This window comes from Streptomyces sp. NPDC055254 (assembly GCF_053606025.1).
Genome location: NZ_JBSGQV010000035.1, coordinates 34752 through 59925, shown reverse-complemented (window position 1 = coordinate 59925; position 25174 = coordinate 34752). Strand labels below are relative to the sequence as shown.

Annotated in this window: 19 protein-coding genes; 9 read left to right on the top strand and 10 right to left on the bottom strand. The window is 72.3% G+C overall.

What is annotated here, in order from left to right; genetic code table 11:
* Positions 1–67: 67 nt before the first annotated feature.
* The 7 genes from ACWFQ8_RS26190 to ACWFQ8_RS26160 all read left to right on the top strand — a co-directional run bounded on the left by ACWFQ8_RS26190 (position 68) and on the right by ACWFQ8_RS26160 (position 10137).
* Positions 68–2176: an ATP-binding protein gene (locus ACWFQ8_RS26190; RefSeq protein WP_453788722.1), complete on the top strand. Its 2109-nt coding sequence runs from the start codon at positions 68–70 to the stop codon at positions 2174–2176.
* A 298-nt stretch (positions 2177–2474) separates the two neighbouring features.
* The gene (locus ACWFQ8_RS26185; protein WP_453788721.1) at positions 2475–3203 is read left to right on the top strand and encodes a DNA methylase; all 729 of its coding nucleotides are present in this window, start codon (positions 2475–2477) and stop codon (positions 3201–3203) included.
* Positions 3200–4048 (top strand): bifunctional DNA primase/polymerase, encoded by an 849-nt coding sequence (locus ACWFQ8_RS26180; protein ID WP_453788720.1) that lies wholly within the window; start codon positions 3200–3202, stop codon positions 4046–4048. Before ACWFQ8_RS26185 ends, ACWFQ8_RS26180 begins: the two co-directional genes overlap by 4 nt.
* A 3-nt stretch (positions 4049–4051) precedes the next feature.
* The gene (locus ACWFQ8_RS26175; protein ID WP_453788719.1) at positions 4052–5527 is read left to right on the top strand and encodes an ATP-binding protein; all 1476 of its coding nucleotides are present in this window, start codon (positions 4052–4054) and stop codon (positions 5525–5527) included.
* 569 nt (positions 5528–6096) lie between these two features.
* On the top strand, positions 6097–6333 hold the full coding sequence (locus ACWFQ8_RS26170; protein WP_453788718.1) for a helix-turn-helix transcriptional regulator: 237 nt from the start codon (positions 6097–6099) through the stop codon (positions 6331–6333).
* A gap of 74 nt (positions 6334–6407) precedes the next feature.
* Positions 6408–7655 (top strand): tyrosine-type recombinase/integrase, encoded by a 1248-nt coding sequence (locus ACWFQ8_RS26165; protein WP_453788717.1) that lies wholly within the window; start codon positions 6408–6410, stop codon positions 7653–7655.
* Between the two features lie 844 nt (positions 7656–8499).
* Positions 8500–10137, top strand: coding sequence for a penicillin-binding transpeptidase domain-containing protein (locus tag ACWFQ8_RS26160; RefSeq protein WP_453788716.1), 1638 nt, complete (start codon positions 8500–8502; stop codon positions 10135–10137).
* A 29-nt stretch (positions 10138–10166) separates the two neighbouring features.
* Here ACWFQ8_RS26160 and ACWFQ8_RS26155 read toward each other — a convergent pair whose 3' ends face one another.
* From ACWFQ8_RS26155 to ACWFQ8_RS26140, 4 genes are all read right to left on the bottom strand, one after another.
* Positions 10167–11336: a serine hydrolase domain-containing protein gene (locus tag ACWFQ8_RS26155; protein WP_453788715.1), complete on the bottom strand. Its 1170-nt coding sequence runs from the start codon at positions 11334–11336 to the stop codon at positions 10167–10169.
* A 73-nt stretch (positions 11337–11409) separates the two neighbouring features.
* A complete protein-coding gene (locus ACWFQ8_RS26150; protein WP_453788714.1) occupies positions 11410–12186 on the bottom strand; it encodes an energy-coupling factor ABC transporter ATP-binding protein in 777 nt (258 codons plus the stop codon).
* Positions 12174–12935, bottom strand: a complete 762-nt coding sequence (gene cbiQ, locus ACWFQ8_RS26145; RefSeq protein ID WP_453788713.1) for a cobalt ECF transporter T component CbiQ — start codon at positions 12933–12935, stop codon at positions 12174–12176. The genes ACWFQ8_RS26150 and cbiQ overlap by 13 nt, the downstream gene beginning before the upstream one ends.
* A gap of 2 nt (positions 12936–12937) precedes the next feature.
* The gene (locus tag ACWFQ8_RS26140; protein ID WP_453788712.1) at positions 12938–14041 is read right to left on the bottom strand and encodes an energy-coupling factor ABC transporter permease; all 1104 of its coding nucleotides are present in this window, start codon (positions 14039–14041) and stop codon (positions 12938–12940) included.
* 168 nt (positions 14042–14209) lie between these two features.
* Between ACWFQ8_RS26140 and ACWFQ8_RS26135 the strand changes: the two genes are divergently transcribed.
* Positions 14210–14599, top strand: a complete 390-nt coding sequence (locus tag ACWFQ8_RS26135; protein ID WP_453788711.1) for an SsgA family sporulation/cell division regulator — start codon at positions 14210–14212, stop codon at positions 14597–14599.
* A gap of 161 nt (positions 14600–14760) precedes the next feature.
* Here ACWFQ8_RS26135 and ACWFQ8_RS26130 read toward each other — a convergent pair whose 3' ends face one another.
* Both ACWFQ8_RS26130 and ACWFQ8_RS26125 read right to left on the bottom strand, forming a co-directional pair.
* Positions 14761–16977, bottom strand: coding sequence for an MMPL family transporter (locus ACWFQ8_RS26130; protein ID WP_453788710.1), 2217 nt, complete (start codon positions 16975–16977; stop codon positions 14761–14763).
* Between the two features lie 279 nt (positions 16978–17256).
* Positions 17257–17847: a TetR/AcrR family transcriptional regulator gene (locus tag ACWFQ8_RS26125; protein WP_453788709.1), complete on the bottom strand. Its 591-nt coding sequence runs from the start codon at positions 17845–17847 to the stop codon at positions 17257–17259.
* 151 nt (positions 17848–17998) lie between these two features.
* Here ACWFQ8_RS26125 and ACWFQ8_RS26120 point away from each other — a divergent pair, with 151 nt between their 5' ends.
* Positions 17999–21280, top strand: a complete 3282-nt coding sequence (locus ACWFQ8_RS26120) for a S41 family peptidase (protein ID WP_453788708.1) — start codon at positions 17999–18001, stop codon at positions 21278–21280.
* A 61-nt stretch (positions 21281–21341) separates the two neighbouring features.
* On the opposite strand, the gene ACWFQ8_RS26115 is transcribed toward ACWFQ8_RS26120, so the two are convergent.
* The 4 genes from ACWFQ8_RS26115 to ACWFQ8_RS26100 form a co-directional block, all read right to left on the bottom strand.
* Entirely contained in the window at positions 21342–21515 is a 174-nt protein-coding gene (locus tag ACWFQ8_RS26115; protein ID WP_453788707.1) for a hypothetical protein, read from the bottom strand.
* Between the two features lie 76 nt (positions 21516–21591).
* The gene (locus ACWFQ8_RS26110; RefSeq protein WP_453788706.1) at positions 21592–22476 is read right to left on the bottom strand and encodes an SDR family oxidoreductase; all 885 of its coding nucleotides are present in this window, start codon (positions 22474–22476) and stop codon (positions 21592–21594) included.
* Positions 22473–23453, bottom strand: coding sequence for an alpha/beta fold hydrolase (locus ACWFQ8_RS26105; RefSeq protein ID WP_453788705.1), 981 nt, complete (start codon positions 23451–23453; stop codon positions 22473–22475). Before ACWFQ8_RS26105 ends, ACWFQ8_RS26110 begins: the two co-directional genes overlap by 4 nt.
* The gene (locus ACWFQ8_RS26100; RefSeq protein ID WP_453788742.1) at positions 23450–25114 is read right to left on the bottom strand and encodes a flavin-containing monooxygenase; all 1665 of its coding nucleotides are present in this window, start codon (positions 25112–25114) and stop codon (positions 23450–23452) included. The genes ACWFQ8_RS26105 and ACWFQ8_RS26100 overlap by 4 nt, the downstream gene beginning before the upstream one ends.
* Positions 25115–25174: the final 60 nt, after the last annotated feature.

Sequence of the window (25174 nt, the reverse complement as noted above, 5' to 3'; positions counted from 1 at the left end):
GCCAAGGAAACCGCGCCGCCCCCGGGCCCCACCCATCCGCTTGTCAGCGAGAGCAGGAGTTCCCAGCATGACCGACAACGTCGTCCCCCTGTTCAAAGACCCCCAGAGTTCCACCCCCACCATCCCCGCCCCCGGAGCGACCGCACTCGACACGGTGCGTCCGGTCCGGGTGTGGCGTCGGACCGGGCAGGGCCTGCGTGCGGCCGTCACCAGCGAGCGGTCCCGCACCGCCGCCCGACTGGTGGCCCGGCACGGCATGTACGTGATCGGCGGGACGCGGATCACCGCGAAGCGCACGTGGGACGGTCGGACGGCGTCCCGGTACGAGCGGATGATCCGGGCCGCGGAGGCGGCCGGGAACTGGGAGGAAGCCAAGGAGTGGGAGGACCGCCTGACCCGCTTCCGCGCGGCCCGCCACCACCGGCGCATGGACCTCATCAAGGCTCCCCTCGACCTGGCCAAGAGCGCCGCGGTCGGCACGGGCCTCGCAGTCGGCAGCCTCCTCGTGCTGGGGATCGTGCTGGCCATAGCGAACAAGGACGTCACCGACGTGGTCGCCCCGATCTCCGCGGTGATTGAGGCGATCGGCTGGATCGCCAACGTCGCCGCCGTCGTCTGGGGCCCGGCCGTTGCGGTCGGGCCGTGGCTGGCGTTACTGGCCCTGTGGGGCGTCGGCCGGCACCAGCAGACCGCACCGCAGTGGACGCTCCCCGCCCAGCAGCGCGACGACGCCGGCGCACCCATCACCCCCTCGATCGTCGTCACCGCCCTGCGCGACCTCGGTATCGCCCCGCTCCGCAAGGCCATCAAGGAGATGGGCGACGCCGGCGCCGCGATGCTCGGCCCGATCCGGATCGCCGGATGCGGCGTCGAAGTCGACGTCACCCTCCCCTCCGGCGTCTCGACGGAGGAGGTCCAGGGGCGGCGGCGGAAGCTCGCCGAGAACCTTGCCCGGCACGAGCACGAGGTGTTCATCACCCTCCCGGCCGCGGCCCGCACGGTGCGGCTGTGGATCGCCGATTCCGGCGCGCTGGACGAGCCGATCGGCCCGTCCCCGCATCCCACCGACGAGACGGCGACCGCGAACTACAAGACGGGCAGGGCCCCGTGGGGCCAGGACCTGCGCGGCGACGCGGCGATGCTGAGCCTCTACCAGCGGATGATCCTGGCGACGGGCCTGTCCAACCAGGGCAAGACCGCCGCCCTGCGCGCACTGGCGCTCTGGCTGGCGCTGGACCGGACCGTGCTGTTTTGGATCGCCGACCTCAAGGGCGTCGGCGACTGGGGCATGTTCGACGGCCTGGCCACCACCCTGATCCAGGGGCCGACCGACGAGCACGTCATCGCAGCGACCGAGATGGTCGAAGCGATGGTCACCGAGATGGAACGCCGCATCCAGGCCCCGCCCGGAACCGTGTTCCCTCCGCTCGTCGGCATCGTGGACGAAGCGCAGGTCGCGTTCATGTGCCCCGCCGTCGGCGACGACAAGCGCCCCTACGGCGGCTCCAAGGCCACCTCCCGCTACTTCATGGCCGTACGGAAGATCCACAACCAGGGCCGCGCCGTGGACGTCGTGCTGTGGGAGGGCACGCAGGACCCGACCGACCAGAACCTTCCCAAGCTCGTCCGGGAGGGCGCGCACACCCGTATCTCCCTCGTGCTCGGCACGGAGTCGCAGGCGCGCATGGCGCTGGGCGACAAGGCAGTCGATGGCGGGGCTGCCCCGCACTTGCTGCGGCAGGGGCTCGACAAGGGGACCGTCGTCGTCGCGTCGGACGGCATCGCCATCCCGGCCGGGCAGGCGTCCATCACGGTCCGAACGCACTACATCGACACCGAGACCGCGGCCGTGATCGCGGACCGGGCCAAGGCACTGCGCAACGGGATCACCACCGCCCACACCATCGACCACGGCCCCGCCCTCGACCCGCTCGCCGACATCCTGACCGTCCTCGGCACCGAGGCGCGCGTCCTGACGCAGGACGTTCTCAAGCGGCTCACCGCGCTGAACGAGAAGGCCTACGGCGGCTGGTCGTTCATCGACCTCAAGCGCGTCCTCGACGGCACCCCCGCCGCCCCCTACAAGTCGGACGGGCGGATGGTCATCGGCCGCGAACGCGTCGCCCGCCTCCTCGCCAACCGGCCCGAGACAGGTTCCGCTTCCGCCGCCGAGTAGAGGGAGTAGACCCCCGCACAGCTCAGGGAGGCAGGGAGAACTCCCTGACCGCCCTCCCTGACCCCACTCCCTGGCCTTGACCTGCACAAATGAACTGTAAGGGAGGCAGGGAGGCGCAGCAGGTCAGACCCCTGAAACCCCCTCTACGCGCACCTCCACAGAGGGTGCCCGCGCCTCCCTGCCCCACCTGCGGCAGGGATTCCACATCACTCCGCCTGACATGCCAAGAGCGGCCCCCGCTCACGCCAATGACTGGGGCCGCTCTCATCCAGCACGCTCAAGAACTGGAGAGACCAGCATGACCCACACCACCGACTTCCCGCGCGTAAGCCAGCGGCCCGCATTACTGGATCTGTTCTGCTGCGCCGGCGGCGCCAGCAGGGGCTACGACCGGTCCGGGTTCGACGTCACCGGCGTCGACATCCGCTCGCGCCCGAACTACCCGTTCACCTTCATCCAGGGCGACGCCCTCGCCGTCCTCGCCGAACTGATCGCGACCGGGGAGATCCGGCGGTACACCGCCGTCCACGCCTCCCCGCCCTGCCAGAAGCGGTGCACCCTCACCGTGGGAACGAACGCCTCCCGCGGCTGGGGCGGAACGCACGTCGACTTGGTGGCCCCCACCCGTGCGCTTCTCGACGCGTCCGGCCTCCCGTACGTGATTGAGCAGCCCGACGGGAAAGCCGACGTCCGCAAGGACATCACCCTGTGCGGCGAACAGTTCGGCCTCGGCGTACTCCGCCACCGCAACTTCGAACTCGGCGGCTGGAGCGCCGTACAGCCGCAGCACCGGCCGCACCGCGGCCGCGTACGGGGCTGGCGCCACGGCGCGTACTTCGACGGCCCGTACGTCGCCGCCTACGGCAACGGCGGGGGCAAGGCCACCGTCCCGGAGATGCAGGCCGCCATGGGCATCGACTGGACCGACGTCCGTGAGGAACTCACCGAGGCCATCCCACCCGCGTACGCCGAGTGGCTCGGCCGCGCCTTCGTCGCCCGCGCCGCGTCCGGGGTGGTGGCCGCATGAGCACGACGACCGGACACCTGCACACCGCCCTCTGGCTCGCCGGGATCGGCCTGCCCGTACTGCCGCTGCGGGCGGGAAAGCTCCCCGTCGGGAACTGCCCCGCCTGCACCGGCTCCGCGTGCGGCGACCGCCCGCATATGGACGCTGCAGGGCCCTGCCGGTGCCCCGCTCCCTGCCACGGCTGGGCCGCCGCCACCACCGACGCGGATGTCCTCGGCTCCCCGGCCTGGGCCCGCTCCTGGCGGCAGGCGCGGGCCGTCGCCTACCACCCGGGTGGAGCCGGCCTTACCGTCGTGGACCTCGACAACGCCGACGCCGTCACCTGGGCCCGTCAGATCCTCCCCGCCACGCTGGCCGTGGCCACGTCACGTGGGGAGCACTGGGTGTACCGGGGCGCGATGCAGTCCTCCAACGGCGTGAAGCGCGGCGTGGATATCAAGTCCCGGATGTCGTACGTCCGCTGGTACAGCACCGGCACGGGGACCATGGCCACGTTGCCGGATACGGTCCGCGCTCTCGTCATCAGGGAGGCGCGGGCCTACCGGCCCGCTGCGCACGCAATCAGCGTGCCCGCGGGGGCCGGGGGCGGGGAATGCCCCCACCGGTCCCCCGCCTACCTGGAACGCGGTATCGCCATGGCGGAGCAGTCCATTACCGGGGCTCAGGAAGCGATCCACACGAGCGTGTACCGGGTGTTCCTCGCGGTCCTGTCCAAGCACGGCAGGTGCGGCTGCCTCACCGAAGCCCACGTGAAGCGGCTTTTCACCGCCGCGCACGCCCAGGGCGAGTCGGCCCGTCACTGCACCGCGGCCTGGGCCAACGCCCGCGCCGCATTGGGGGTGTGAGCCATGACCGACGACGAGAAGACCTCGGGCCGGGAAGTCATCACCGGCTACGCGCAGGACAACTTCCGGTACTTCCGCACCGCTGACGGGACCGTGTACGCGCAGAAGAACCGGCACCCCGTCGCCCGCCCGATCCGCTCCCAGGGCACCTCCGGCAGTCACCGGCAGGAACTCATGGTCGGCCTCTACGAGAACGGACACGGCGTGTTCAACGGCACCGCGCTGAAAGAAGCCCTCGACCTCATCGAAGCCCTTGCCCTGACCAAGGAGGTCCAACCCGTGCACATCCGCGTCGCTCCCGGCTTCGACGGCGCCACGTGGCTCGACCTCGGCCGCAACGACGGGCAGTCCGTACGCATCCGCCCCACCGGATGGGACATCCTCACCCCCGAGCCGGCAGAGGTCTGCTGGCGGCGGACGCAGCTCACCGGGGAACTCCCGCTCCCGGCGAAGGACACCGATGGCAAGGGCATCGACCTGCTCTTGCGGTTGTGCAACTTCGCCACCGCGGAGACAGAGTGTCTGGCTGTGGCGTGGCTGATCGGTTGCCTCGGCCCGTCCGTTCCCGTCCCCGCCCCGTTCCTCACCGGCCCCCAGGGCGCCGGCAAGTCCACCGCGGGAAGGATGCTCGTGCGGATCATCGAAGGGATGAGCGGTGACCTGCGCCGCCCCCCGAAGGACGAAGAGAACCTGACCGCGGCCGTCGCCGCCGGATGGATCACCGCCCTCGACAACCTGTCCCACCTGGCCGCAGACCTGTCCGACCTCATGTGCTGCATCGTCACCGGAGCCGAGAACATCAAACGCGCCCTCTACACCGACGGCGACGTCGTCCGCGCCCGCTACCGCCGCCCCCTCCTCCTCACCGGCATCGACGTCGGCGTCATCCGCCCCGACCTCGCCGAACGCCTCCTTCCGCTCCGCCTGGAACGCCCCCGCGTCCGGCGGACGGAGGCGGAGCTGTGGCGGGAGTTCGAAGAGATCCTCCCCGTCATCCTCGGATCCCTCCTCGACCTCACCGTCAAGGTCCGCGCCGCCGAAGCAGACATCCCCACCGACCTGCGCATGGCCGACTTCGCCCACCTCTGCGCGCAGCTCGACGCGGCGACCGGCTTCGGCGCGCTGAACGCCTACCGGGCCAGCCTGGACGAGCTGAACGACGACGTCATCGAAGGCGACCTCCTCGCGCAGACCGTCCTCAAGCACGCCGCCACCCTCGAACCGGGCGGGGAAGCCCGGATGACGTCCTCTGAGTGGCTGCACGCGCTCACCCAGCTGTACGCCGGCGAGGACTTCCGGCCCCTGCCGAAGGGGTGGCCCACCACTGGCAAGGTCCTCTCCGACCGCCTCAAGCGGCTCCAGCCCACCCTGGCCGCCCGCGGTGTCCTCATCGACTGGGGCCGCACCAAGGCCGCCCGGTACATCGAGATGACCCGGCCCGCCGCGGCCACGTCGGAGCAGCAGCAGACCGCGTTCTAAACAGCGGGCCATTCCGGGGCGCGGGAACAAGCAAGAGGAGCACGCACCACGGGTGGGGTGCTCCTCTTGCTTGTCCGGCGGCTTGCCGCCGCTGCAAGGGTCGTGCCGCGCAGCGGCTCCGCTTACCGCTTTGAACCTGTCGCACTACAACAGACACCCCACCCTTCTTGTCCGAAGAGAAGAGACCCTGCGTCACCCACGTCACGCGACACCGAAACCGGCACTTCACCTGCTGCTTTACCGGTGACGCAGACGCCCGGGGCTCCGTCATTCCACGTCACCTGTGTCACCAGCCGATGACACAGACCGGCCGCACGATGACAGACCCGCCGACGGCTTGTGTCACCGAAATTCGCAGGTCAGACGGTATGAGCGACGCAGGTGTCGCGGTGACGCAGAATCCCGCGCCTCGGACAGCACGGCCCCCGACATGTGACAGCTCTAGCTCAACGAGACGGCTCAACCTGCCGTCACACAATCCGGTTTCCCCACAACAAGCCGCTGAACTGCGGCTTTTCGGGATGGCGGGTGCTGCGGACCCCCATCAGGATGGATCACGAGGAGAGCACGTGCCCGCCTCTTCTGACCCTCGCGCCGCCCTTCGGCGCGGGCTGCCCGACCGATACCTGACGCCCGACGACATCGCCGACCTCTTCGACGTCCCGCTGGAGACCGTCTACCAGTGGCGCAAGAAGCGCACCGGGCCGCCCGGATTCCGTGTCGGCAAGCACGTCCGATACGACCCCGGCGCCGTGCACATCTGGATCTCCGAGCGGATGGAGGCGGACATCAGTAACGCCGCCTGATCACGCACCACTACCACCGAGGGTGGGCCCCTGCGGGCCCACCCTCTCTCCGTACGCCCTGAGAGGCACTTCACATGGCAGGCCACATCCAAGACCGCTGGTACAAGGCCGAACGCGGCCCCGAAGGAAAGTCGGTCCGGGTCAAGACCGACAGGTACGGCACCGGTGCGCGGTACCGCGCCCGGTACGTCGGTCCCGACGGCACCGAGAAGAGCAAGTCCTTCCCGGACAAGCAGAAGCGCCTCGCTGAGCTGTGGTTGAACGAGACCGCGGCGGACATGTCCCGGGGCCAGTACGTGGACCCGCGCGCCAACCGAATAACCTTCCGGCAGTTCGCCGAGAAGTGGGTGAAGACCCACACGACGGAAATCAACAGCCGCGAGGCGGCGGAGCGGCGGCTGAGGCTTCACGCCTATCCGTACATCGGCACCCGCCCCATGCCGTCGTTTCAGCCGGGCCACATCCGGACCTGGCTGGGTGAGCTGGAGCAGAACGTCCCCGCCTCCTCGCACCGCCGGATCATCTTCGGCACGGTCAACGCCGCATTCGCCGCCGCCGTGGATGACGGGCTCCTCCCCAAGAATCCGTGCCGGGCCCGGTCCGTGCAGGTACCCAAGCCGACCCCACCGCGCGTCACTCCGTGGACCACCGCGCAGGTGTTGACGGTGCGGGCCGCCCTGCCCCGGCATCTGCGTACCGCCGTTGACATCGCCAGCGGCTGCGGCCTGCGACAGGGTGAAGTGTTCGGGCTGTCCGAGGAGGAGATCGACTACGAGGGCGAGTGGCTCCGTGTGGAGCACCAGCTCAAGCGCATCCGGGGGAAGTATGTCTTTGCCCCGCCGAAGGGCGCCAAGGCGCGCTCCGTGCCCCTGCCGGGGTCCGTTGCGGCGGCACTGCGCAGGCACTCCAAGCTTCACCCTGCCAAGGCGGTCACCCTGCCCTGGCGGACGCCGGACGGCCCACTCGTGACGAGGTCGCTCATCTTCCCGGGCCTGGGCGGCACGTTCGTCCGGGTCAGCCACTTCAACGACCACATGTGGAAGCCCGCCCTCGCGGTCGCAGGCATCATCCCGCCAGCCGAGGATGGCGAGCGCTACGCCTCCGCGCCTCACCACGGGATGCACGCCCTGCGGCACTTCTACGCTTCGGTCCTGCTGGACGCGGGCGAGAACATCCGGGCGCTGAGTCAGTACCTGGGGCACGCCGATCCGGGCTTCACATTGCGGACCTACACACACCTGATGCCCAGCAGCGAAGGCCGCACCCGCAAGGCAGTCGATGCACTCTTCGGGGAGACGCGGAGCGCCAACGACAGGTCCTAGCGTCAGTGGCCCCGCGGGCGGCGGGGTGGCTCTGGATCATGAGGCGACCGCATGAAGTGCCGGCCGGGCGGTACGCGATCACGGACCCTCCGCGTGGGATGTCCCTGCTGTGCTGCCTGCCGCTGCGCAATCCGGGCTGCCTTGTGCGAGGAGTAGGCGCTCCAGAGACCGCCAAGTGCTCCGACGGCCGTGATCGCCAGACCTGCCCAAGCCTTGCTGTCGCTACCTCCCCCCTCCACGGCTGTCTGCCCGTCGTACTGCACCGGCAGCGCGAGGAGTAGCAGGCCAACCAGAACCAAAATCACCGAGAGGGCCGCCACGAGGAGGACACGTCGCTTGCGCCATACGTGAGGATCCATCTTGAGCGCCTCCATGAGTAGTTCCAGTATGTCCACGCTCAGCTCCGCTCGCGATTGCGCGCGGTTCGCGCGGGGGCCAGCGGTAGTCGGACGTAGCGACCCGCGGACGGGCTCTGGCCTCCCAGGGGATGCGCCCAAACGCCACCCACACGGCCCAGAGACGGCCCAGTGGGGGTCAGGCGTTCTGGATTGGCGGGAAACCTGCTGGTCGGAGTCCCGGGCGCCCCGAAGGATGGAACTTCATCTACTTCTGGCCCATCTACACGGGCCAGACCCTCCCGATGGAATCCTGGCGCAACCGGATGTGGCTGGACACCTGGGTCTAGCGGCCCGGCCGGGGGGGGGCCGGCAGCGGGCCGTCCCGGGCGGGCTTGGCATGTCCCGGTCCGGTAACAAACTCGTGTCGGTTCCCTCGCGCAGAGTAAGGTCCGCACCAAGGGTTCTTTGAACGTGTTCAGGGACCGTGGTTCGGGGGAAGGGCACACGTGAACGGGGCAGCGAAGGGCGCCGTCGTCGGCGGGGTGTTCCTGGCGATGCTGGGCGGAGCCGGGTACGGGGTGTACACCGTGGTGGGCGGGAGCGGCGACGGCGCGAAGGGCGACGCGGGCGCCGTGAAGGCCGGCCGTCCGGAAGCGGGCAGCGGACCGGTCGGCGAGAAGGACGCGGCCGCGACGGCGAAGGCCTTCCTCGCCGCATGGGCCGCCGGGGACCACCGGACGGCCGCCGACCTGACCAACAACCCCGCCGCCGCGCAGACCGCGGTGGGGGACTTCAAGACCAAGGCGTACGTGTCGAAGGCGGTGATCACCCCGGGCACGCCGAACGGCACCGCGGTCCCCTTCCGGGTCGACGCGGAGATCACGTACGAGGGCGCCACCAAGCCCCTCGCGTACGACTCCCAGCTGACCGTGGTGCGCGGACTGACCAGCGGGAAGCCCCTGGTCGACTGGCAGGCCTCGGTGATCCATCCGCAGCTCCAGAAGGACGAGAAGCTGCGCGCGGGCGCGCCCGCCAACCCGCCGGTCAAGGCGGTCGACCGCAACGGCGAGGAGCTGAGCGCGGAGAAGTACCCGTCGCTGCGACCCGTCCTGGACCAGCTGCGCGCGGCGTACGGCGCCAAGGCGGGCGGCAGGCCCGGCGCCGAGGTGTGGATCGAACCGGCCGCCCAGGACGCGCCCAAGCGGACCCTGCTGACCCTGGTCGAGGGCGAGCCGAGCGTCCTCAGGACGTTACTGGACGCGAAGGTGCAGGCCGCGGCCGAGCAGGCGGTCGTACGGTTCCCCGAGGCCTCCGTGGTGGCCGTCCAGCCGAGCAGCGGGCACATCCTGGCCGTCGCCAACCACCGCAAGGACGGCTACAACGCGGCGATGGCGGGCAACCGGGCCCCCGGCTCCACCATGAAGATCGTGACCGCCGCCATGCTCATGGACCGGGGCCTGGTCGCGGCCGGCAAGCCGGCGGAGTGCACGAAGGAGGCGGTCTGGGGCGGCCGCACCTTCCACAACCTCAAGAACTTCGAGCTGCCGGGCGCGAACTTCGCCACTGGCTTCGCCCGTTCCTGCAACACCGCCTTCATCAAGCCGATCGACGACGTGAAGGACGACGCGGCCCTGTCGAAGGAAGCCAAAGAGGTCTTCGGCATCGACCTCGACTGGAAGACGGGCATCGCCTCCACCGACGGGAAGGTCCCGGTGGCGACGGGCGCGGAGGAGGCCGCCGGGTACATCGGGCAGGGCCGGATCACCATGAACCCGCTGAACGTCGCGTCCATCACCGCGACCGCGCGCAGCGGGGTCTTCCGCCAGCCGCTCCTGGTCCCCGCCGACCTCGACGGCCGGACGATCGCGACGGCGCAGCGCAGGATGAAGCCCTCGGTGCACCAGCAGCTGGTGTCGATGATGCGGCTGACGGCGACCGAGGGCACCGCCAAGGCGGCGATGGCCGCGGTCGGCGGCGACAAGGGCGCGAAGACCGGCTCGGCGGAGGTCGACAACGCGGGCAGCCCGGACAGCTGGTTCACGGGCTTCAGCGGCGACGTGGCCGCCGCGGCCATGGTCGAGGGCGGCGGCCACGGCGGCGACGCGGCGGGCCCGATCGTCGCGGCGGTCCTCAAGGCCGGCTGACGCAGCGGAGCGCGCCGCCGCCGGCGGCCTCAGGCGGCCGTGGCGAGCGCCGGGCGCAGCGCCCGGACCAGGGACTGCGCGCGGGGGTCCGCGGTGACCGACGTGGCCAGGGCGTTGGTGACGTAGCCGAAGCCGACGCCGGCCTCCGGGTCCGCGAAGGCCAGGGAGCCGCCGCGCCCGGGGTGGCCGAACGAGGCGGGGGAGAGCAGGGGCGAGGCGGGGCCGTGCAGCATGTAGCCGGCGCCGAAGCGGGTGTTCACCACCAGGACCCGGTCCGGTCCGGCCGACAGTTCCCGGGCGGCGAGCGCGGTGGTGGCCGGGGTGAAGATCCGGCCGCCGTCCTCCACCACCCCGATCGCGGCGGCGTAGAAGCGGGCCAGGGCGCGCGCCGTGCCGATGCCCGCCGAGGCCGGGAGTTCGGCCGCGCGGTAGGCGGGGTCGTTCTCGTCCGGCAGGGGGTCGATGGCCGCGAAAGCGCGCCGGGTGAGCGAGTCCGGGTCGGCATAGGCCTCGGAAACGTTCCTCCTCGGCCGGGTCCGCAGCAGGCCCGCGCTCTGCGGCGGCTCCACCGGGGCCACCCGGCCCACCCGGTGCGCCTCCTGGTCCGGCAGCCCGATCCAGAAGTCCAGCCCGAGGGGCTCGGCCAGGTCCTCGGCGAGGATGGCGCCCAGGCTGCGGCCGCTCACGCGCAGCACGAGCTCCGACAGCAGCCAGCTGAAGGTCTGCGCGTGGTAGCCGTGCTCCGTGCCCGGTTCCCAGAAGGCCCGCTGCCCGGCGACCGCGCGCGGGCCGGACACCCCGTCGGCGGCCTGCTCGGCGGTCAGCCCGCGGTCCAGGGCCGGTACGCCGGCCCGGTGCGCGAGCAGGTCGCGGACCAGGGTCTTCTCCTTGCCGCCCGCCTTGAACTCCGGCCAGTACGAGGCCACCGGCGCCTCCAGGTCCAGCAGCCCGCGCTGGTGCAGCAGCAGCGGCACCGCCGCCGCCACGCCCTTGGTCGCGGAGCGCACGATCTGCGCGGTGTCGGCGGCCCACGGCCGCGTACCGTCCGCGTCCTTCGTACCGCCCCACAGGTCGACGACCTTGCGGCCGTCGCGGTACACGGTCACGGCCGCGCCCCGGTCCCCGAGCACCTCGAAGTTGCGTACGAATGCATCCCGGACGGCCTCGAAGCCCTCCGCCACCTCACCCTGAACGTCCACGAGCGGTCCAACACCGGGCGGCGCCGGCTTATGCCAGGTCACGGCGGTGGGGCCGGGGGCCGGGGACCGCGGGTCACGGGGCCGCGGACACCGAGCGCGGGTCGAAGCCGAACGGCAGCTCCAACCGGTGGGACCGCATCAGCTTCTCGTCGCACAGCAGGTCGTGGGTGCGGCCGTCGGCGGCGATGACCCCCTCGCTGAGGATCACGGCCCGCGGGCACAGCTCCAGGGCGTACGGGAGGTCGTGGGTCACCATCAGCACGGTCACGTCCAGCGAGCGCAGGATGTCCGCGAGCTCCCGCCGCGAGGCCGGGTCCAGGTTGGAGGAGGGCTCGTCGAGGACCAGGATCTCGGGGCGCATGGCGAGCACGGTGGCCACCGCGACCCGGCGGCGCTGGCCGAAGGACAGGTGGTGCGGCGGCCGGCCGGCGAACTCGGCCATCCCGACCCGGTGCAGGGCCTCTTGGACCCGCGCGTCCAGCTCGGCGCCGCGCAGTCCGGCCGACGCGGGGCCGAAGGCCACGTCCTCGCGGACGGTCGGCATGAACAGCTGGTCGTCGGGGTCCTGGAAGACGATCCCGACCCGGCGCCGGATCTCGGCGAGGTTGCGCTTGCCGACGGGCAGCCCCGCGACGGTGACCGAGCCGGCGCCGCCGGCCAGGATGCCGTTGAGGTGCAGCACGAGCGTGGTCTTGCCGGCGCCGTTCGGCCCGAGCAGGGCCACCCGCTCGCCGGGTCCGACGGTCAGGTCTACCCCGAAGAGGGCCTGGTGCCCGTCGGGGTAGGCATAGGCGAGGCCGGTCACTTCCAGGGAGGGCGCTTGCGCGGGGGATGCGGTCACAGGGTCCATCCCATCAGACATACGGCGAGGGCCGTCACCGGGAGCGCGGCCGCGTACGCCCACTGGGCACGGGTGGCCGCGATGTCGTCGATCACCGGCATCGAGCCGGTGTAGCCGCGGCTGACCATCGCGAGGTAGACCCGCTCGCCGCGCTCGTAGGAGCGGATGAAGAGCGCGCCGGCCGTCTTTGCGAGCACCCCCCAGTGCCGCACACCGCGCGCCTCGAAGCCGCGCGAGCGGCGGGCGACGGACATCCGGCGCAACTCGTCGGTGATCACGTCCCCGTAGCGGATCATGAAGGTGGCGATCTGTACGAGAAGCGGCGGCAGCTTGAGCCGTTCCAGGCCGAGCAGCAGCGCCCGCAGCTCGGTCGTCGAGGCGAGCAGGACGGACGCGGCGACGCCGAGGGTGCCCTTGGCCAGCACGTTCCAGGCGCCCCAGAGGCCGGAGACGCTCAGCGACATGCCGAACACGTCCACCCGCTCGCCCTCCGCGACGAAGGGCATGAGCACGGCGAAGGCGACGAACGGCACCTCGATGAGGAGCCGGCGCAGCAGGTAGCCGGCCGGGATCCGGGCCAGGGCCGCGACGGCCGCGAGGAGGACGGCGTACAGGCCGAAGGCCCACACCGCTTCGCGCGGTGTGGACACGACGACCAGGACGAAGGCGAAGGTCGCGGCGAGCTTGCAGTGCGGTGGCAGCGCGTGGACCGGCGAGTGCCCCGGCCGGTAGAGCTTGTGGGCGTGGCCGGCTCCCACGGTCAGCTCACCGGGGGTGCGGTGGAGGCGGCGGTGGAGGCGGCGGCGCCGGCGCCGGCCGTGGAGGCGGCGGTGCAGTCGGCGGCGCGGCGGCGGCGCACGGTCCAGAAGACGCCGGTGCCGACGGCGACGGTCGCGCCGACGCCGATGATCCCGGCGAGGCCGCCGGACAGGCGTTCGTCGTCCACGTCCTTGACTCCGTAGTCGGCGAGCGGGGATTCGGCGGCCGCGTGGTCCTCGGCCTTCTGGTCGAAGCCCTGGTCCGCGGCGACCTTCTCCAGGCCGTCGGGGCTGGCGGAGGCGTAGAAGGAGACGAAGCCGGCCAGGACGAGGGCGGCGCCCAGGCCGGTGGCCCACACCTTCTTCGTCGAACGGGCGGCAGCGGGCGCGGTGATCGGCGCGGCGCCGGTCACCGGGGCGTCGACGAGCTCGCCGTCCACGCGGAGCTTGAGCGGGGTGGTGAGCCCCCGTGCCCCGTGCACCAGGTCGGGCCGGACGGCGATGACGGCGCCGACGGTCGCGGCGGTGATGAGGCCCTCGCCGATGCCGATGAGCATGTGCACGCCGACCATGGCGGTGAACACCTTGGCCAGGGCGACGTCGGTGGTGCCGCCGACCGCGAAGAGGGCGGTGAAGGCTGCGGCCGAGGCGGGCACCGAGACGAGGGCGGCCGCGAAGGCGGCCGCGGTCACGGAGCGGCGGGTCGTGGGCAGCAGCCCCAGGAGCCCGCGGAAGAGGGCGTAGGCGAGCACCACGGTCACGACACCCATGACGGTGATGTTCACACCGAGGGCGGTCAGCCCGCCGTCGGCGAAGAGCAGGCCCTGCATGAGCAAGACCACGGACACGCACAGCACCCCCGTGAAGGGGCCGACGAGTATCGCCGCGAGCGCACCGCCCAGCAGGTGGCCGCTGGTGCCGGCGGCGACCGGGAAGTTCAGCATCTGCACGGCGAAGATGAAGGCGGCGACGAGGCCGGCGAGGGGCGCCGTGCGCTCGTCGAGCTCGCGGCGCGCGCCGCGGAGGCTGACGGCCACCGCCGCCGCGGCCGCCACTCCGGCGGCCACCGAGACGGGTGCGTTGATGAAACCGTCGGGCACATGCATGGAGTGGGCTCCGCTCTTCACAAGTCTTCAACGTTCAAGAATATTGCCCAATTGCAAACCATTGGCAAGAGCGTCCGGCACACAAAAAGCGCCTCGCGCTTTCGTCGGGATGTGCGAGGCTGGACGGACAAACGGACTCATATGTGCCGATTTCGAGGAGTCTTGTCGATGTCTGCCACCGCCGAGAATCCAGCAGCGACCGCGACCGCCGTCGAGGAGCGCGTACGTGCCCGCGTGATCACCGACGACCCGCTGTACCGGACCATCCCGGTGGCCCTCCGCTTCGCCTCCGCCGAACCCCTCGCCGTACGGATCGTCTTCCCGGCGGACCTGTCCCCCGAGGGGACCGACAACGAGTGGGTCTTCCCCCGCGCGCTGCTGGAGGCCGGCCTCCAAGCGCCGACGGGGACCGGCGACGTACGCATCTGGCCCTGCGGCCGGGTCCAGGCGGTGGTCGAGTTCCACTCCCCCGAGGGAGTGGCCGTGGTCCAGTTCGACATCGCGGCCCTGCGCCGCTTCCTGCGCCGCACGTACGCCCCGACCGCCTCCGCCCGCTGACCGCGCCCGCGCCCGACCGCCTCCGCCCGCTGACCGCGCCCCGACCGCGGGGACGGGCCGGGGCCCGGTCCCGTACCGCCGGACGGGCCCGGCCCCGTACCGCCCTGTCGGGTGCAGGGGGTACGGGGCCGGGCCCGTCAGCCGTACGGAGCAGTGCCGGGTCAGGCGTCGACCAGCTCGCGGTCCTTGTCCGGGCCGTCCGAGTCGGCGCCGCCCGCCAGGTGGCGCCGCAGGCTCTCGCCCTCCACGTCCACGTTCGGCAGCAGCCGGTCCAGCCAGCCCGGCAGCCACCAGGCCTTGTGCCCGAGCAGCGCGAGCACCGCCGGGACGATGGCCATGCGGACCACGAAGGCGTCGAAGAAGACGGCGACGGCCAGACCGAAACCGATCATCTTGACCATCTGGTCACTGGCTCCCATGAAGCCCGCGAACACCGCGATCATGATGACGGCGGCGGCCACGACCACCCGGGCGCTGTACTGGAAGCCGGTCACCACGGCCTGCCCCGGGCGCTCGCCGTGGACGTACGCCTCCCGCATCCGGGTGACGAGGAAGACCTCGTAGTCCATGGCCAGACCGAAGACGACGCCCACCATGAAGATCGGCATCATCGACATGATCGGGCCGGTCTGCTCCACCCCGAAGACCGAGCCGAGCCAGCCCCACTGGAAGACCGCGACGACGGCGCCGAGGGCGGCGACCACCGAGAGCAGGAATCCGAGGGCCGCCTTGAGCGGGACCAGGACCGAGCGGAACACCAGCATCAGCAGCAGGAAGGCGAGGCCGACCACGAGCGCCAGGTACGGCAGCAGCGCGTCGTTCATCTTCTGCGAGAAGTCGATGTTCATCGCGGTGGCGCCGGTGACGAGGACGTCGTCCCCGCTGCCGTCGCGGATGTCGTGGACCAGCTGCTCGGTCCGCGCGGAGGAAGGTCGGTCATCGGGGATGACCGTGATGACGGCGGCGTCGCCCCCCTTGTTCGGGGTCGGCGGGGTGACGGCGGCGACGCCGTCCAGGCCCTTGATCCGCTCGACGGTCCGGTCGGCGAGCTCCTGGTTCCCGTCCACGACCACCATCAGCGGGCCGTTGAACCCGGGACCGAAGCCGTCCGAGAGCAGGTCGTACGCCTGCCGCTGGGTGGTGGAGACCGGCTGGGCGCCGTCGTCCGGCAGGCCCATCTCCAGCTTGCTCGCCGGGATCGCGATGACCCCGAGGCCGATCACACCGGCCAGCAGCACCATCACGGGGCGGCGGAGCACGAAGCGGGCCCAACGGGTGCCGCCGTTGGGCTTCTTCTCGGCGGTGGCGTCGGACCCGGCCTCGGCCGCGCGGCCCTTGCCGAACAGCTTGCTCTTCTCGCCGGCCGGCAGGACCTTCTTGCCCGCGAAGCCGAGGATGGCCGGGACCAGGGTCAGGGCGACGAGCACCGCGATGACGACGGTGCCGGCGGCCGCGACGCCCATCTTGGTGAGCATCGGGATGTTGACGACGGCCAGGCCCACCAGGGCGATGACCACGGTCAGACCGGCGAAGACGACGGCGGAGCCGGCGGTACCGGCGGCGCGGCCGGCGGCCTCGTCGCGCTCCCGGCCCTCGGCGAGCTCCGCGCGGTAGCGGGAGACGATGAACAGCGCGTAGTCGATGCCGACCGCGAGCCCGATCATCATCGCGAGGGTGGAGGTGGTGGATCCGAGGTCCAGCACGTTGGCGAGCGCGGTGATGGAGGAGACGCCGATACCGACGCCGATCAGCGCGGTGAGCAGCGGAAGTCCGGCCGCGATCAGCGAGCCGAAGGTGATGACCAGGACGATCGCGGCGACCAGGATGCCGATGATCTCGCCGGAGCCGGTCTCGGGGGCCGCCATCAGGGCGTCGCCGCCGATCTCGACGGTCAGCCCGGCGGCCTCGGCCGCCTTGCCGGAGTCGGTGAGCGCCTCGCGCGTGGCGTCCTGCAGCTCCATGCCGCTGACGTGGTACTTGGCGCTGATGTAGGCGGTGGAGCCGTCCTGGCTCACGGCCTGGCTCTGGTACGGGTCGGCGACCGAGGAGATCTGCTCCGCGCCGGGCCCGGTCTTCAGCTCCGAGACGATCTTCTCGACCTCGGCCTTCGGGCCGGGGTCGGTGACCTTGGCCCCTTCCGGGGCCTTGATGACGATGCGGGCCGTGGCGCCGTCGGCGGCCATGCCCGGGAAGCGCCGGTCCAGCAGGTCGAAGGCCTTCTGGGCCTCCGTGCCGGGTATCGAGAACGAGCCTGAGGTGGGCGCGGACGCCGACGCGGCGCCGAAGCCGGCGACGAACAGCAGCGCCACCCAGACGAGGGCGACGAGCCGGCGACGGCGGAAGGCGCCCCTGCCGAGTCGGTAGAGGAAGGTGGCCACGTCGTGGTTCTCCCGTTCGGGTCGTGGGATGGATGGGGGGTGCCTTACGGGTCCGGCCGGATCAGCGAGCGGCGGCGGGCGCCGTGCATCGCGAGGCGGACGGGGAGTCCATGCCGAGCACCGGCGACCGAGGACGACGCGGCGAGGCGCGGCGCCCGGTGCCGGGAGCCCGGCCGGACCCGTAGGGCACCCCCCTTGGGCACAGGAAGCCGGCCCGACGACGAGAGCGGCGTGTCAGGAGCAGCGGGGAGCTGTGGGGACGGTTTGGGGCGGGGCGGATCAGACGCCGAGGGCGGGGAAGACCACGGCGTCGATGAAGTCACCGAGGAAGGCCCGGTCCACCGGGCGGTCCTCGATCAGCGGGAGCGCGATGAACGCCCCGATGAGCATGTGCGGCACGAAGTCCAGGGCCGGGCAGCCGGGGACGATCTCGCCCCGGTCCACCGCGCGCTGCAGCATCACCTGCAGTCCGGTGATCTCCGGGTCGACGAGCAGGTCCCGCAGCGCCTTGTGGAGCTCCGGGCTCTCGTGGACCGCATGGGCCAGACCCCGCATCAGCGCGGTGTCCTTGGCCATCTGCACGTCGTCCGAGTGCTCCACCATGCGCGCGAAGTCCCCGCGCAGGCTGCCCGTGTCGATCTCCCGCAGCGAGACGGGCTGCGTACATCGCAGGGCCTTGGCGACCAGCTCCGGCTTGCTCCCCCACTGGCGGTAGAGGGTGGCCTTGCTGGACTTCGTACGGGCGGCGACCGCGTCCATGGTCAGCGCCTCGTAGCCGACGTCACGCAGCAGGTCGAGGACCGCTTCGTGCAGTTCGGCTTCCCGTTCGGGGGTGATCCGGCTGCGCCGGGCCGCCATCGCCTCGGTCATCTCCGTGCCTCCGTCCGAACGAAACTGTTCCGTACGCTTGAGACCATACCCCGCGCCCTAGCGAAACGAAACCGTACCGTTTCGCTTCGTAGAGTGGCATGGATCACCTGTACGAGTTGCCGCGCCCCCTCCGCGCGGAAAGCATTGGGGGGTGAGTCACGACGTCGCGTACCTCCGCTTCCCGCACCTGCACGACGACCTGCTGTGTTTCGCCACCGAGGACGACCTCTGGGTCGCTCCGCTGGTCCCCGACGGGCAGACGCCCGGCCGGGCCTGGCGGATCACCGTCGACCGGACCCGGGTCAGCCACCCCCGCTTCTCCCCCGACGGCCGGCACATCGCCTTCACGACCTGGCGCAGCCTCGATCCCGAGATCCACCTGGCCCCCGTCGACGGGGGGCCCGCCCGGCGCCTGAGCTACTGGGGCGCCACCGACACCCGGGTCTGCGGCTGGACCCCGCCCGACGAGGACGGGCGCAGCGACATCCTGGCCGTCTCCTCGCACGGCCAGCCCTTCTCCTACTTCGCCTGGGCCTACTGCCTGCCGACCGACGGCAGCCCCGGCGGCCGGCTCCCGTGGGGGCCCGTCTCCGACATCCAGGTGCACGCCGGCGAGGGGGGCGAGCGGCGCACCCTGCTGCTCACCGGCAAGCCCCCGCACGAGCCCGCCGCCTGGAAGCGCTACCGCGGCGGCGCCACCGGCCGGCTGTGGCTGCACGGGCAGCGGCTGCTGGAGGACATCGAGGGGCACCTGGACGCGCCGATGTTCGTCGGCGGGCGCATCGCCTTCCTCTCCGACCACGAGGGCATCGGCAACCTCTACTCCTGCCTGCCCGACGGCACCGACCTGCGCCGCCACACCGACCACGAGGAGTTCTACGCCCGGCACGCCTCCAGCGACGGCTCCCGGGTCGTCTACCAGTGCGCCGGGGACCTCTGGCTCGTCGACTCGCTGGAGCCCGGCGCCGCCCCGCGCAAGCTCCGGGTCCGCCTCGGCGGCCCGCGCGCGGGCCGCCGTGCGTACCAGGTACCGGCCGCCCACCACGTGGACTCGCTCTCCGTCGACGCGACCGGCCGGGCCAGCGCCGTCGTGGTGCGCGGCAGCCTCTACTGGCTGACCCACCGCGACGGGCCGGCGCGGACCATCGCGGACACCCCGGGCGTGCGGGTGCGGCTGCCGGAGATGCTCGGCAGCGGCGGACAGGTCGCCTACATCACGGACGCGGAGGGCGAGGACGCGATCGAGATCGCCTACCTTCCGCGGGCCTCCGGGGAACGGGAGCCGCGCCGGCTGGCCTCGGGCGAGCTGGGCCGCGTACTGGAGCTGCTGTCGGACCCGGACGGGGAACGGCTCGCCATCGCCTCCCACGACGGGCGGCTGCTGCTGATCGACGCCACCGAGGAGTCCAACGGCGAGGTCACCGAGCTGATCCGGTCGGTCAACGGTCCGGTGACCGACCTGGCGTTCTCCCCCGACGGGGCCTGGTTGACGTGGTCGCACCCGGGCGTGGGGCGGTCGCTGCGGCAGATCAAGATGGCCCGGATCGCGGGTCCCGGCGCGCGGACGGTCGTGGACGTCACCAACGGCCGCTTCGAGGACGAGAGCCCGGTCTTCACCCGCGACGGCCGCTACCTCGCCTTCCTGTCGTGGCGCGGTTTCGACCCGGTCTACGACGTGCACACCGGCGACCTGTCCTTCCCGCTGGGCTGCCGCCCCTACCTGGTCCCGCTGTCCTCCGCGACCCCCTCGCCGTTCGCGTTCTCGGCCGACGGGCGCCCGGCGGCCGGCGGCCTCGACCCCGTGGAGGGGGACACGGAGTCGGGCGACGGCGCGGTGACCGTGGAGGTGGAGGGGCTGGAGAGCCGGGTCACCCCCTTCCCCGTCTCCGCGTCCAAGTACTCGGCGCTGTACCCGGTGAGCGGCGGCGGACTGGTCTGGTTGCGCTGGCCGATCTCCGGCGCGCTCGGCGAGACCTTCGCCAACCCGGCCGACACCAGCGGCAAGCCGACGCTGGAGCACTTCGACATGACCAAGGCCCGCAAGACCGAACTGGCCTCGGGCCTCGACTGGTTCGCGGTCAGCGGGGACGGCACCCGGCTGGTGCTCAACGACGACGGGGACCTGCGGGCCGTCCCCGCCACCGAGTCCGGGGACGGCGACTCGACCGTCCACCTCGACCTGCGGCGCATCCTGCACGAAGTGGACCCGGCGGCCGAGTGGCGCCAGGCGTACGAGGAGGCCGGCCGGATCATCCGCTCCTACTTCTGGGAGCCGAACATGTGCGGCGTCGACTGGGACGCGGTGCTGCGCCAGTACCGCTCCCTGGTCGAACGGGTCGCCTCGCCGGACGAGTTCGCCGACCTGCTGCGCGAGGTCCTCGGGGAACTGGGCACCTCGCACGCCTACGTCTCCCCCGCCCGCCGCAACGAGGGCCCCCCGCACTACCAGCGGGCGATCGGCCTGCTGGGCGCCAACCTGGTCCCCCGGGACGGCTCCTGGGCGGTCGGCCGGATCCTGCCCGGCGAGTCCTCCGACTCCAAGGCCCGCTCCCCGCTGGCCGGCACCGGCATCCGCGAGGGCGCCGTGCTCACCCATGTGGACGGCCGGCCGGTGGACCCGGTGACCGGCCCCTACCCGCTGCTCGCGGCGGCCGGGGGCACCACCGTGGAGCTCACCTTCCGGCCGGCCGAGGGCGAGGGCCGGGCCCGCCGGGTCGCCGTCGTCCCGCTCGTCGACGAACGGCCGCTGCGCTACCAGGACTGGGTGGCCAAACGACGGGCCGTGGTCCGGGAGGTCAGCGGCGGCCGCTGCGGGTACCTGCACATCCCGGACATGGGCGGCTCGGGATGGGCGCAGTTCAACCGCGACCTGCGGATGGAGATGTCCCGGCCCGCGCTGCTCGTGGACGTACGCGGCAACGCGGGCGGCCACATCAGCGAGCTGGTCGTGGAGAAGCTGACCCGCTCCATCCTCGGCTGGGACCTGACGCGCAACGCCCAACCGGTCTCGTACGCCTCGAACGCGCCCCGGGGGCCGATCGTGGCACTGGCCGACGAGGCGACCGCCTCGGACGGCGACATGATCACGGCGGCCTTCAAGCTGCTGGGGCTGGGCCCGGTGGTGGGCCAGCGCACCTGGGGCGGGGTGGTCGGCATGACCGGCCGGCACACCCTCGGCGACGGCACGGTGATCACGGTGCCGATGAACGCGGCCTGGTTCCCCGAGTACGGCTGGTCGGTGGAGAACCACGGGGTCGAGCCGGACCTCGCGGTCCTGCGCACGCCGCTCGACTGGGCGGAGGGACGGCACGCCCAGCTGGACGACGCCGTGCACCTGGCGCTGGAACTGCTGGAGCAGGACCCGGCGGCGGTGCCGCCCGGCTACACGGACGTACCGGACCTGCGGCGGCCGAAGCTGCCGCCCAGGTCGTAGGGCATGCGGAAGGGGCGCCACCCGCAGGACGGCACGGGTCGCGCCCCTCGGCCGCCGGGCGCTACTTCTCGAAGTGGTCGTCGAACGTCTCGCGGGCCTTGCGCGCCCGCGCCCGCACGTCCTGCGGGACCGGGGCGGGACGCTGCCGTTCCTCGTCCTCGGCACCCCGCTCCGAGGTCTCGGCCTGCTCCGAGAGTCTCTTCGCCTTGTCCTGGAACTGGTCCTTCAGACCCATGCTGTTCCCTCCTGAAAGGGGTGTCGGGGCTCGGCCCCGACCAGCCTGGCACGGAGGGACAACTCTCGCATTTCGACTAGGTTCGCCGGGCCCGCTCCTGCTCGTCCGCGACCCCGCCGGCACCCACAAGTCCCTTGGACACGCTCGCCAGTCGCGGTTCGAACCGCTTCATCTCGCGCTGCCCGACCGTCGCGATGATCCCCGGCAGGTACCCGCGCATCCCCTGCATCCCGCGCAGCCACCACTGCGCGTACACGTGCGGCGAGCGGCGCTCGATGCCCGCCACGATCCGGTCGACGGCGGGCCCCAGCGGGTACGTCCGGTTCGACGGCCAGGGCAGCCGCCGGCGCAGCTCCCGCATCACCTCGTCCCGGTCGGCGCCGCGCACCATGTCGGTGTCGGTCCAGGAGAGGTAGCCGACGCCGACCTCGACGCCCTTGTGGCCGACCTCGGCGCGCAGGCAGTGGGCGAAGGCCTCGACCCCGGACTTGGACGCGCAGTACGCCGTCATCATCGGCGCCGGGGTGATCGCGGCGAGCGAGGCGATCTGGAGGAAGTAGCCCCGACTCTCCGTCAGCACCGGGAGGAAGGCCCGCGCGGTGACGGCCCCGCCGATCAGGTTGACCTCGATCACCCGGCGCCAGGCCCCGGGGTCGGAGTCGGCGAACGGGCCTGCGGAGGCCACGCCGGCGTTCGCGACGACGACGTCGACCTTGCCGAAACGCTGCTTGACCTCCTGGGCGACCCGGGCCATGGCCTCGTGGTCGGTCACGTCGGCGTACCAGTGGTCGCTCTCGGTGTGCAGCCGCTCGGACACCTCCTTGAGGGCCGCCGGCTCCAGGCCGACGAGCGCGACCTTGGCGCCGCGCGCGGAGAGCTTGCGGGCGAGCAGCTCGCCGACTCCCCGGGCCGCGCCGGTGACGACGGCGACCTGGCCTTCCAGACTCCTGCGAGCGCTCACGGGGTCCTCTCCTTCTCGGTGGTGGCGGGGGTGGTACCGGTCGTCGCGGGCCGGGGGTCGGGCGCGGGCCCGCTCTCGACGAGGTACCGCGCGGTCAACTCGCGCACGGCGGCGGTCACGGCCTCGGGGGCCTCGATCGGGGTCATGTGGCCGACACCGGTGAGCTCGGTCAGCCCGACGCAGTGCGGCAGCGCGGCCGCGAGCCCCCGGGCGTGCGCCACCGGGGTGAGCCGGTCGCTCCCGCCGCCGATGACGGCGGTGGGCACGGCGAGCCGGGCGACGTCCGCGTCGAGGTCCAGCTCCGCCAGCACCCGGGACCAGGCGTGCCGCACCCCGGTCGGGCAGGCGTGCACGATGCGGGCGCAGGCCTCGACCTTGTCGGGTGCGGAACCGGGGCCCATGGTGGCGTACTTGAGGACCTTCCGGGCGACGGGCGTGACCGGCCCCAGCGGGGCGCGCGAGCCGAGGACCGCGCCGGTGACCCGGGTCCGCAGCCGCCCGGCCCGCAGCGGTACGACCCGCGCCTCGGCGACCAGCCGGCCGCTGCCGGTGCTGCACAGCAGCGCGGCGGCGACGTGCTCGGTGAACTCGGGCCGCCCGGCCGCCGCCATGACCGTCATCCCGCCCATGGAGTGCCCGGCGACGACCGCCCGCTCGCCGGGGGCGAGGGCGGCCGCGAACACGGCGACCAGGTCGTCGGCGAGGGCCGCGGCGGTGCAGTCGCGGGATGCGGGACTGCGCCCGTGCCCGCGCTGGTCGTAGGCGATGACCCGGTGGTCCCGCGCGAGCTCCCTGATCTGCGCGGCCCAAAAGGCGGTGGAACAGGTCCAGCCGTGCACCAGCACCACGATCGGCGCCTCCTGCGCCCCGTGCACCTCGACGTGCAGCCGGGCCCCGTCGGCGGAGACGGCGACGAGCTCGCGCCGCGGGGCGGGAGGCGCGTACGGGCCCGCCGTGACATGCGTCAGCCGGCTCACGCGGCGCCCTCCCCGGCGGGGGCGGGCGCCTGGGCGGCGGGCCGGGCCGCGGGGGTCCCCCCAGCCTTCCCCCGCGCGGCGGCCCCGGCCGGGGCGACCGTGCGCACCTCGGCGGCGGCCGGGGCGGCGACGGCCGCCCGCTCCCGGTCCCGCAGGCGGAGGACCTCGTACTCCGCGAGGTCCACGGTCCGCGTCTCCTTGCGGAACTCCCCCGTCGTGCCGGGCCACACGGTGGTGTTGCGGCCCTGCGCGTCCAGGTACCAGCTGGTGCAGCCGCCGGTGTTCCACACCGTCCGCTCCATCCGCGCCTGCACCTGCCGGTTCCACTTGTTCACGGCCGACGGCCGGGCGGCGAGTGCGACCCGCCCTCCCGCGCCGCCGCCGTCGAGGAGGGCGAGCTGGCGCATGTAGTCGGCCATGTAGTTGAGCTGCGACTCGATCATCAGGATCATCGAGCTGTTGCCGAGCCCGGTGTTCGGGCCGATGATCGTCATCCAGTTGGGGAAGCCCGCCGCGGTCGCCCCGCGCAGCGACTGCATGCCGTCCTTCCACTGGTCGGCGAGGGTCTTGCCCTCCGCGCCCACCACCCGGTCGGCGATCGGCATGTCCGTGACGTGGAAGCCCGTCCCGAAGACGATCGCGTCGACCTCGGTCTCGGTACCGTCGGCGGCGACCAGCACCGAGCCCCGGATCTCCTTGAGCCCGGAGGCGACCAGGTCCACGTTGGGCCGGGCCAGGGCCGGGTAGTACTCGCTGGAGAGCAGGATGCGCTTGCAGCCGATCCGGTAGGACGGGGTCAGCGCGGCGCGCAGGGCCGGGTCCTTGATCGACCGGGCCATGTTGGCCTTCGCGAGCGCTTCGAGGAGTCCGAGCTGGTTCGGACGCTTGGTGAAGGCGCTGACCTGGAGCTCCCGGATGCCCCACAGCAGCCCCCGGCGCGCGGCGCGGGTGAAGGGCAGCTGCCGGTGCAGCCAGCGCTCCGCCGCGGAGATCGCCCGGTCGGTGCGCGGCATCACCCATGGCGCGGTCCGCTGGAAGAGCGTCAGGCGCTGTACCCGGGGGGCGATGGCCGGCACGATCTGGATCGCGGAGGCACCCGTACCGATCATGGCGACGCGCTTGCCGCCGAGGTCGTAGTCGTGGTCCCAGCGCGCGGAGTGGAAGACCTTGCCGGGGAACTCGGCGAGTCCCGGCACCTGCGGCAGCTTCGGGTCGGACAGCGGTCCGGTCGCCGACACCACCACGTCGGCGGTGAGCGATCCGGCGGAGGTCTCGATCTCCCAGCGCAGCCCGTCCGCGTCCCAGCGCATCATCCGCACCTCGGAGTCGAGCCGGATGTGCCGGCGCAGCCCGAAGGTGTCCGCGACGTGCTCCAGGTACTCCCGGATCGCGGGCTGGCCGGAGAAGGTCCGGGGCCAGTCCGGATTCGGCGCGAAGGAGAAGGAGTACAGGTGCGACGGGACGTCGCAGGCGCATCCCGGATAGCTGTTGTCGCGCCAGGTGCCCCCGACCGAGTCCGCGCGCTCCAGGACGACGAAGTCCGTGATCCCCTCGCGCCGCAGCCGCACGGCCGCCCCGAGTCCGCCGAATCCGGACCCGATCACCGCCACTCGTACGTGCTCGCTCCGCTCGCGCCCGTCGCGCTCGCCGATGCCGCCCATGCCCGCCGCCTTCCGCTCCGTCGCAGTCCCAGCCACGCCCACGCCCACGCCACACACCAT

What these genes read in the sequence shown, in the direction of transcription:
- ACWFQ8_RS26190 (WP_453788722.1), top strand. Translation starts at nt 68, where the DNA reads ATGACCGACAACGTCGTCCCCCTGTTCAAAGACCCCCAGAGTTCCACC.
- ACWFQ8_RS26150 (WP_453788714.1), bottom strand. Translation starts at nt 12,186, where the DNA reads ATGGACCCTGTGACCGCATCCCCCGCGCAAGCGCCCTCCCTGGAAGTG.
- ACWFQ8_RS26185 (WP_453788721.1), top strand. Translation starts at nt 2,475, where the DNA reads ATGACCCACACCACCGACTTCCCGCGCGTAAGCCAGCGGCCCGCATTA.
- ACWFQ8_RS26180 (WP_453788720.1), top strand. Translation starts at nt 3,200, where the DNA reads ATGAGCACGACGACCGGACACCTGCACACCGCCCTCTGGCTCGCCGGG.
- ACWFQ8_RS26175 (WP_453788719.1), top strand. Translation starts at nt 4,052, where the DNA reads ATGACCGACGACGAGAAGACCTCGGGCCGGGAAGTCATCACCGGCTAC.
- ACWFQ8_RS26115 (WP_453788707.1), bottom strand. Translation starts at nt 21,515, where the DNA reads ATGGGTCTGAAGGACCAGTTCCAGGACAAGGCGAAGAGACTCTCGGAG.
- ACWFQ8_RS26135 (WP_453788711.1), top strand. Translation starts at nt 14,210, where the DNA reads ATGTCTGCCACCGCCGAGAATCCAGCAGCGACCGCGACCGCCGTCGAG.
- ACWFQ8_RS26140 (WP_453788712.1), bottom strand. Translation starts at nt 14,041, where the DNA reads ATGCATGTGCCCGACGGTTTCATCAACGCACCCGTCTCGGTGGCCGCC.
- ACWFQ8_RS26165 (WP_453788717.1), top strand. Translation starts at nt 6,408, where the DNA reads ATGGCAGGCCACATCCAAGACCGCTGGTACAAGGCCGAACGCGGCCCC.
- ACWFQ8_RS26100 (WP_453788742.1), bottom strand. Translation starts at nt 25,114, where the DNA reads ATGGGCGGCATCGGCGAGCGCGACGGGCGCGAGCGGAGCGAGCACGTA.
- ACWFQ8_RS26125 (WP_453788709.1), bottom strand. Translation starts at nt 17,847, where the DNA reads ATGACCGAGGCGATGGCGGCCCGGCGCAGCCGGATCACCCCCGAACGG.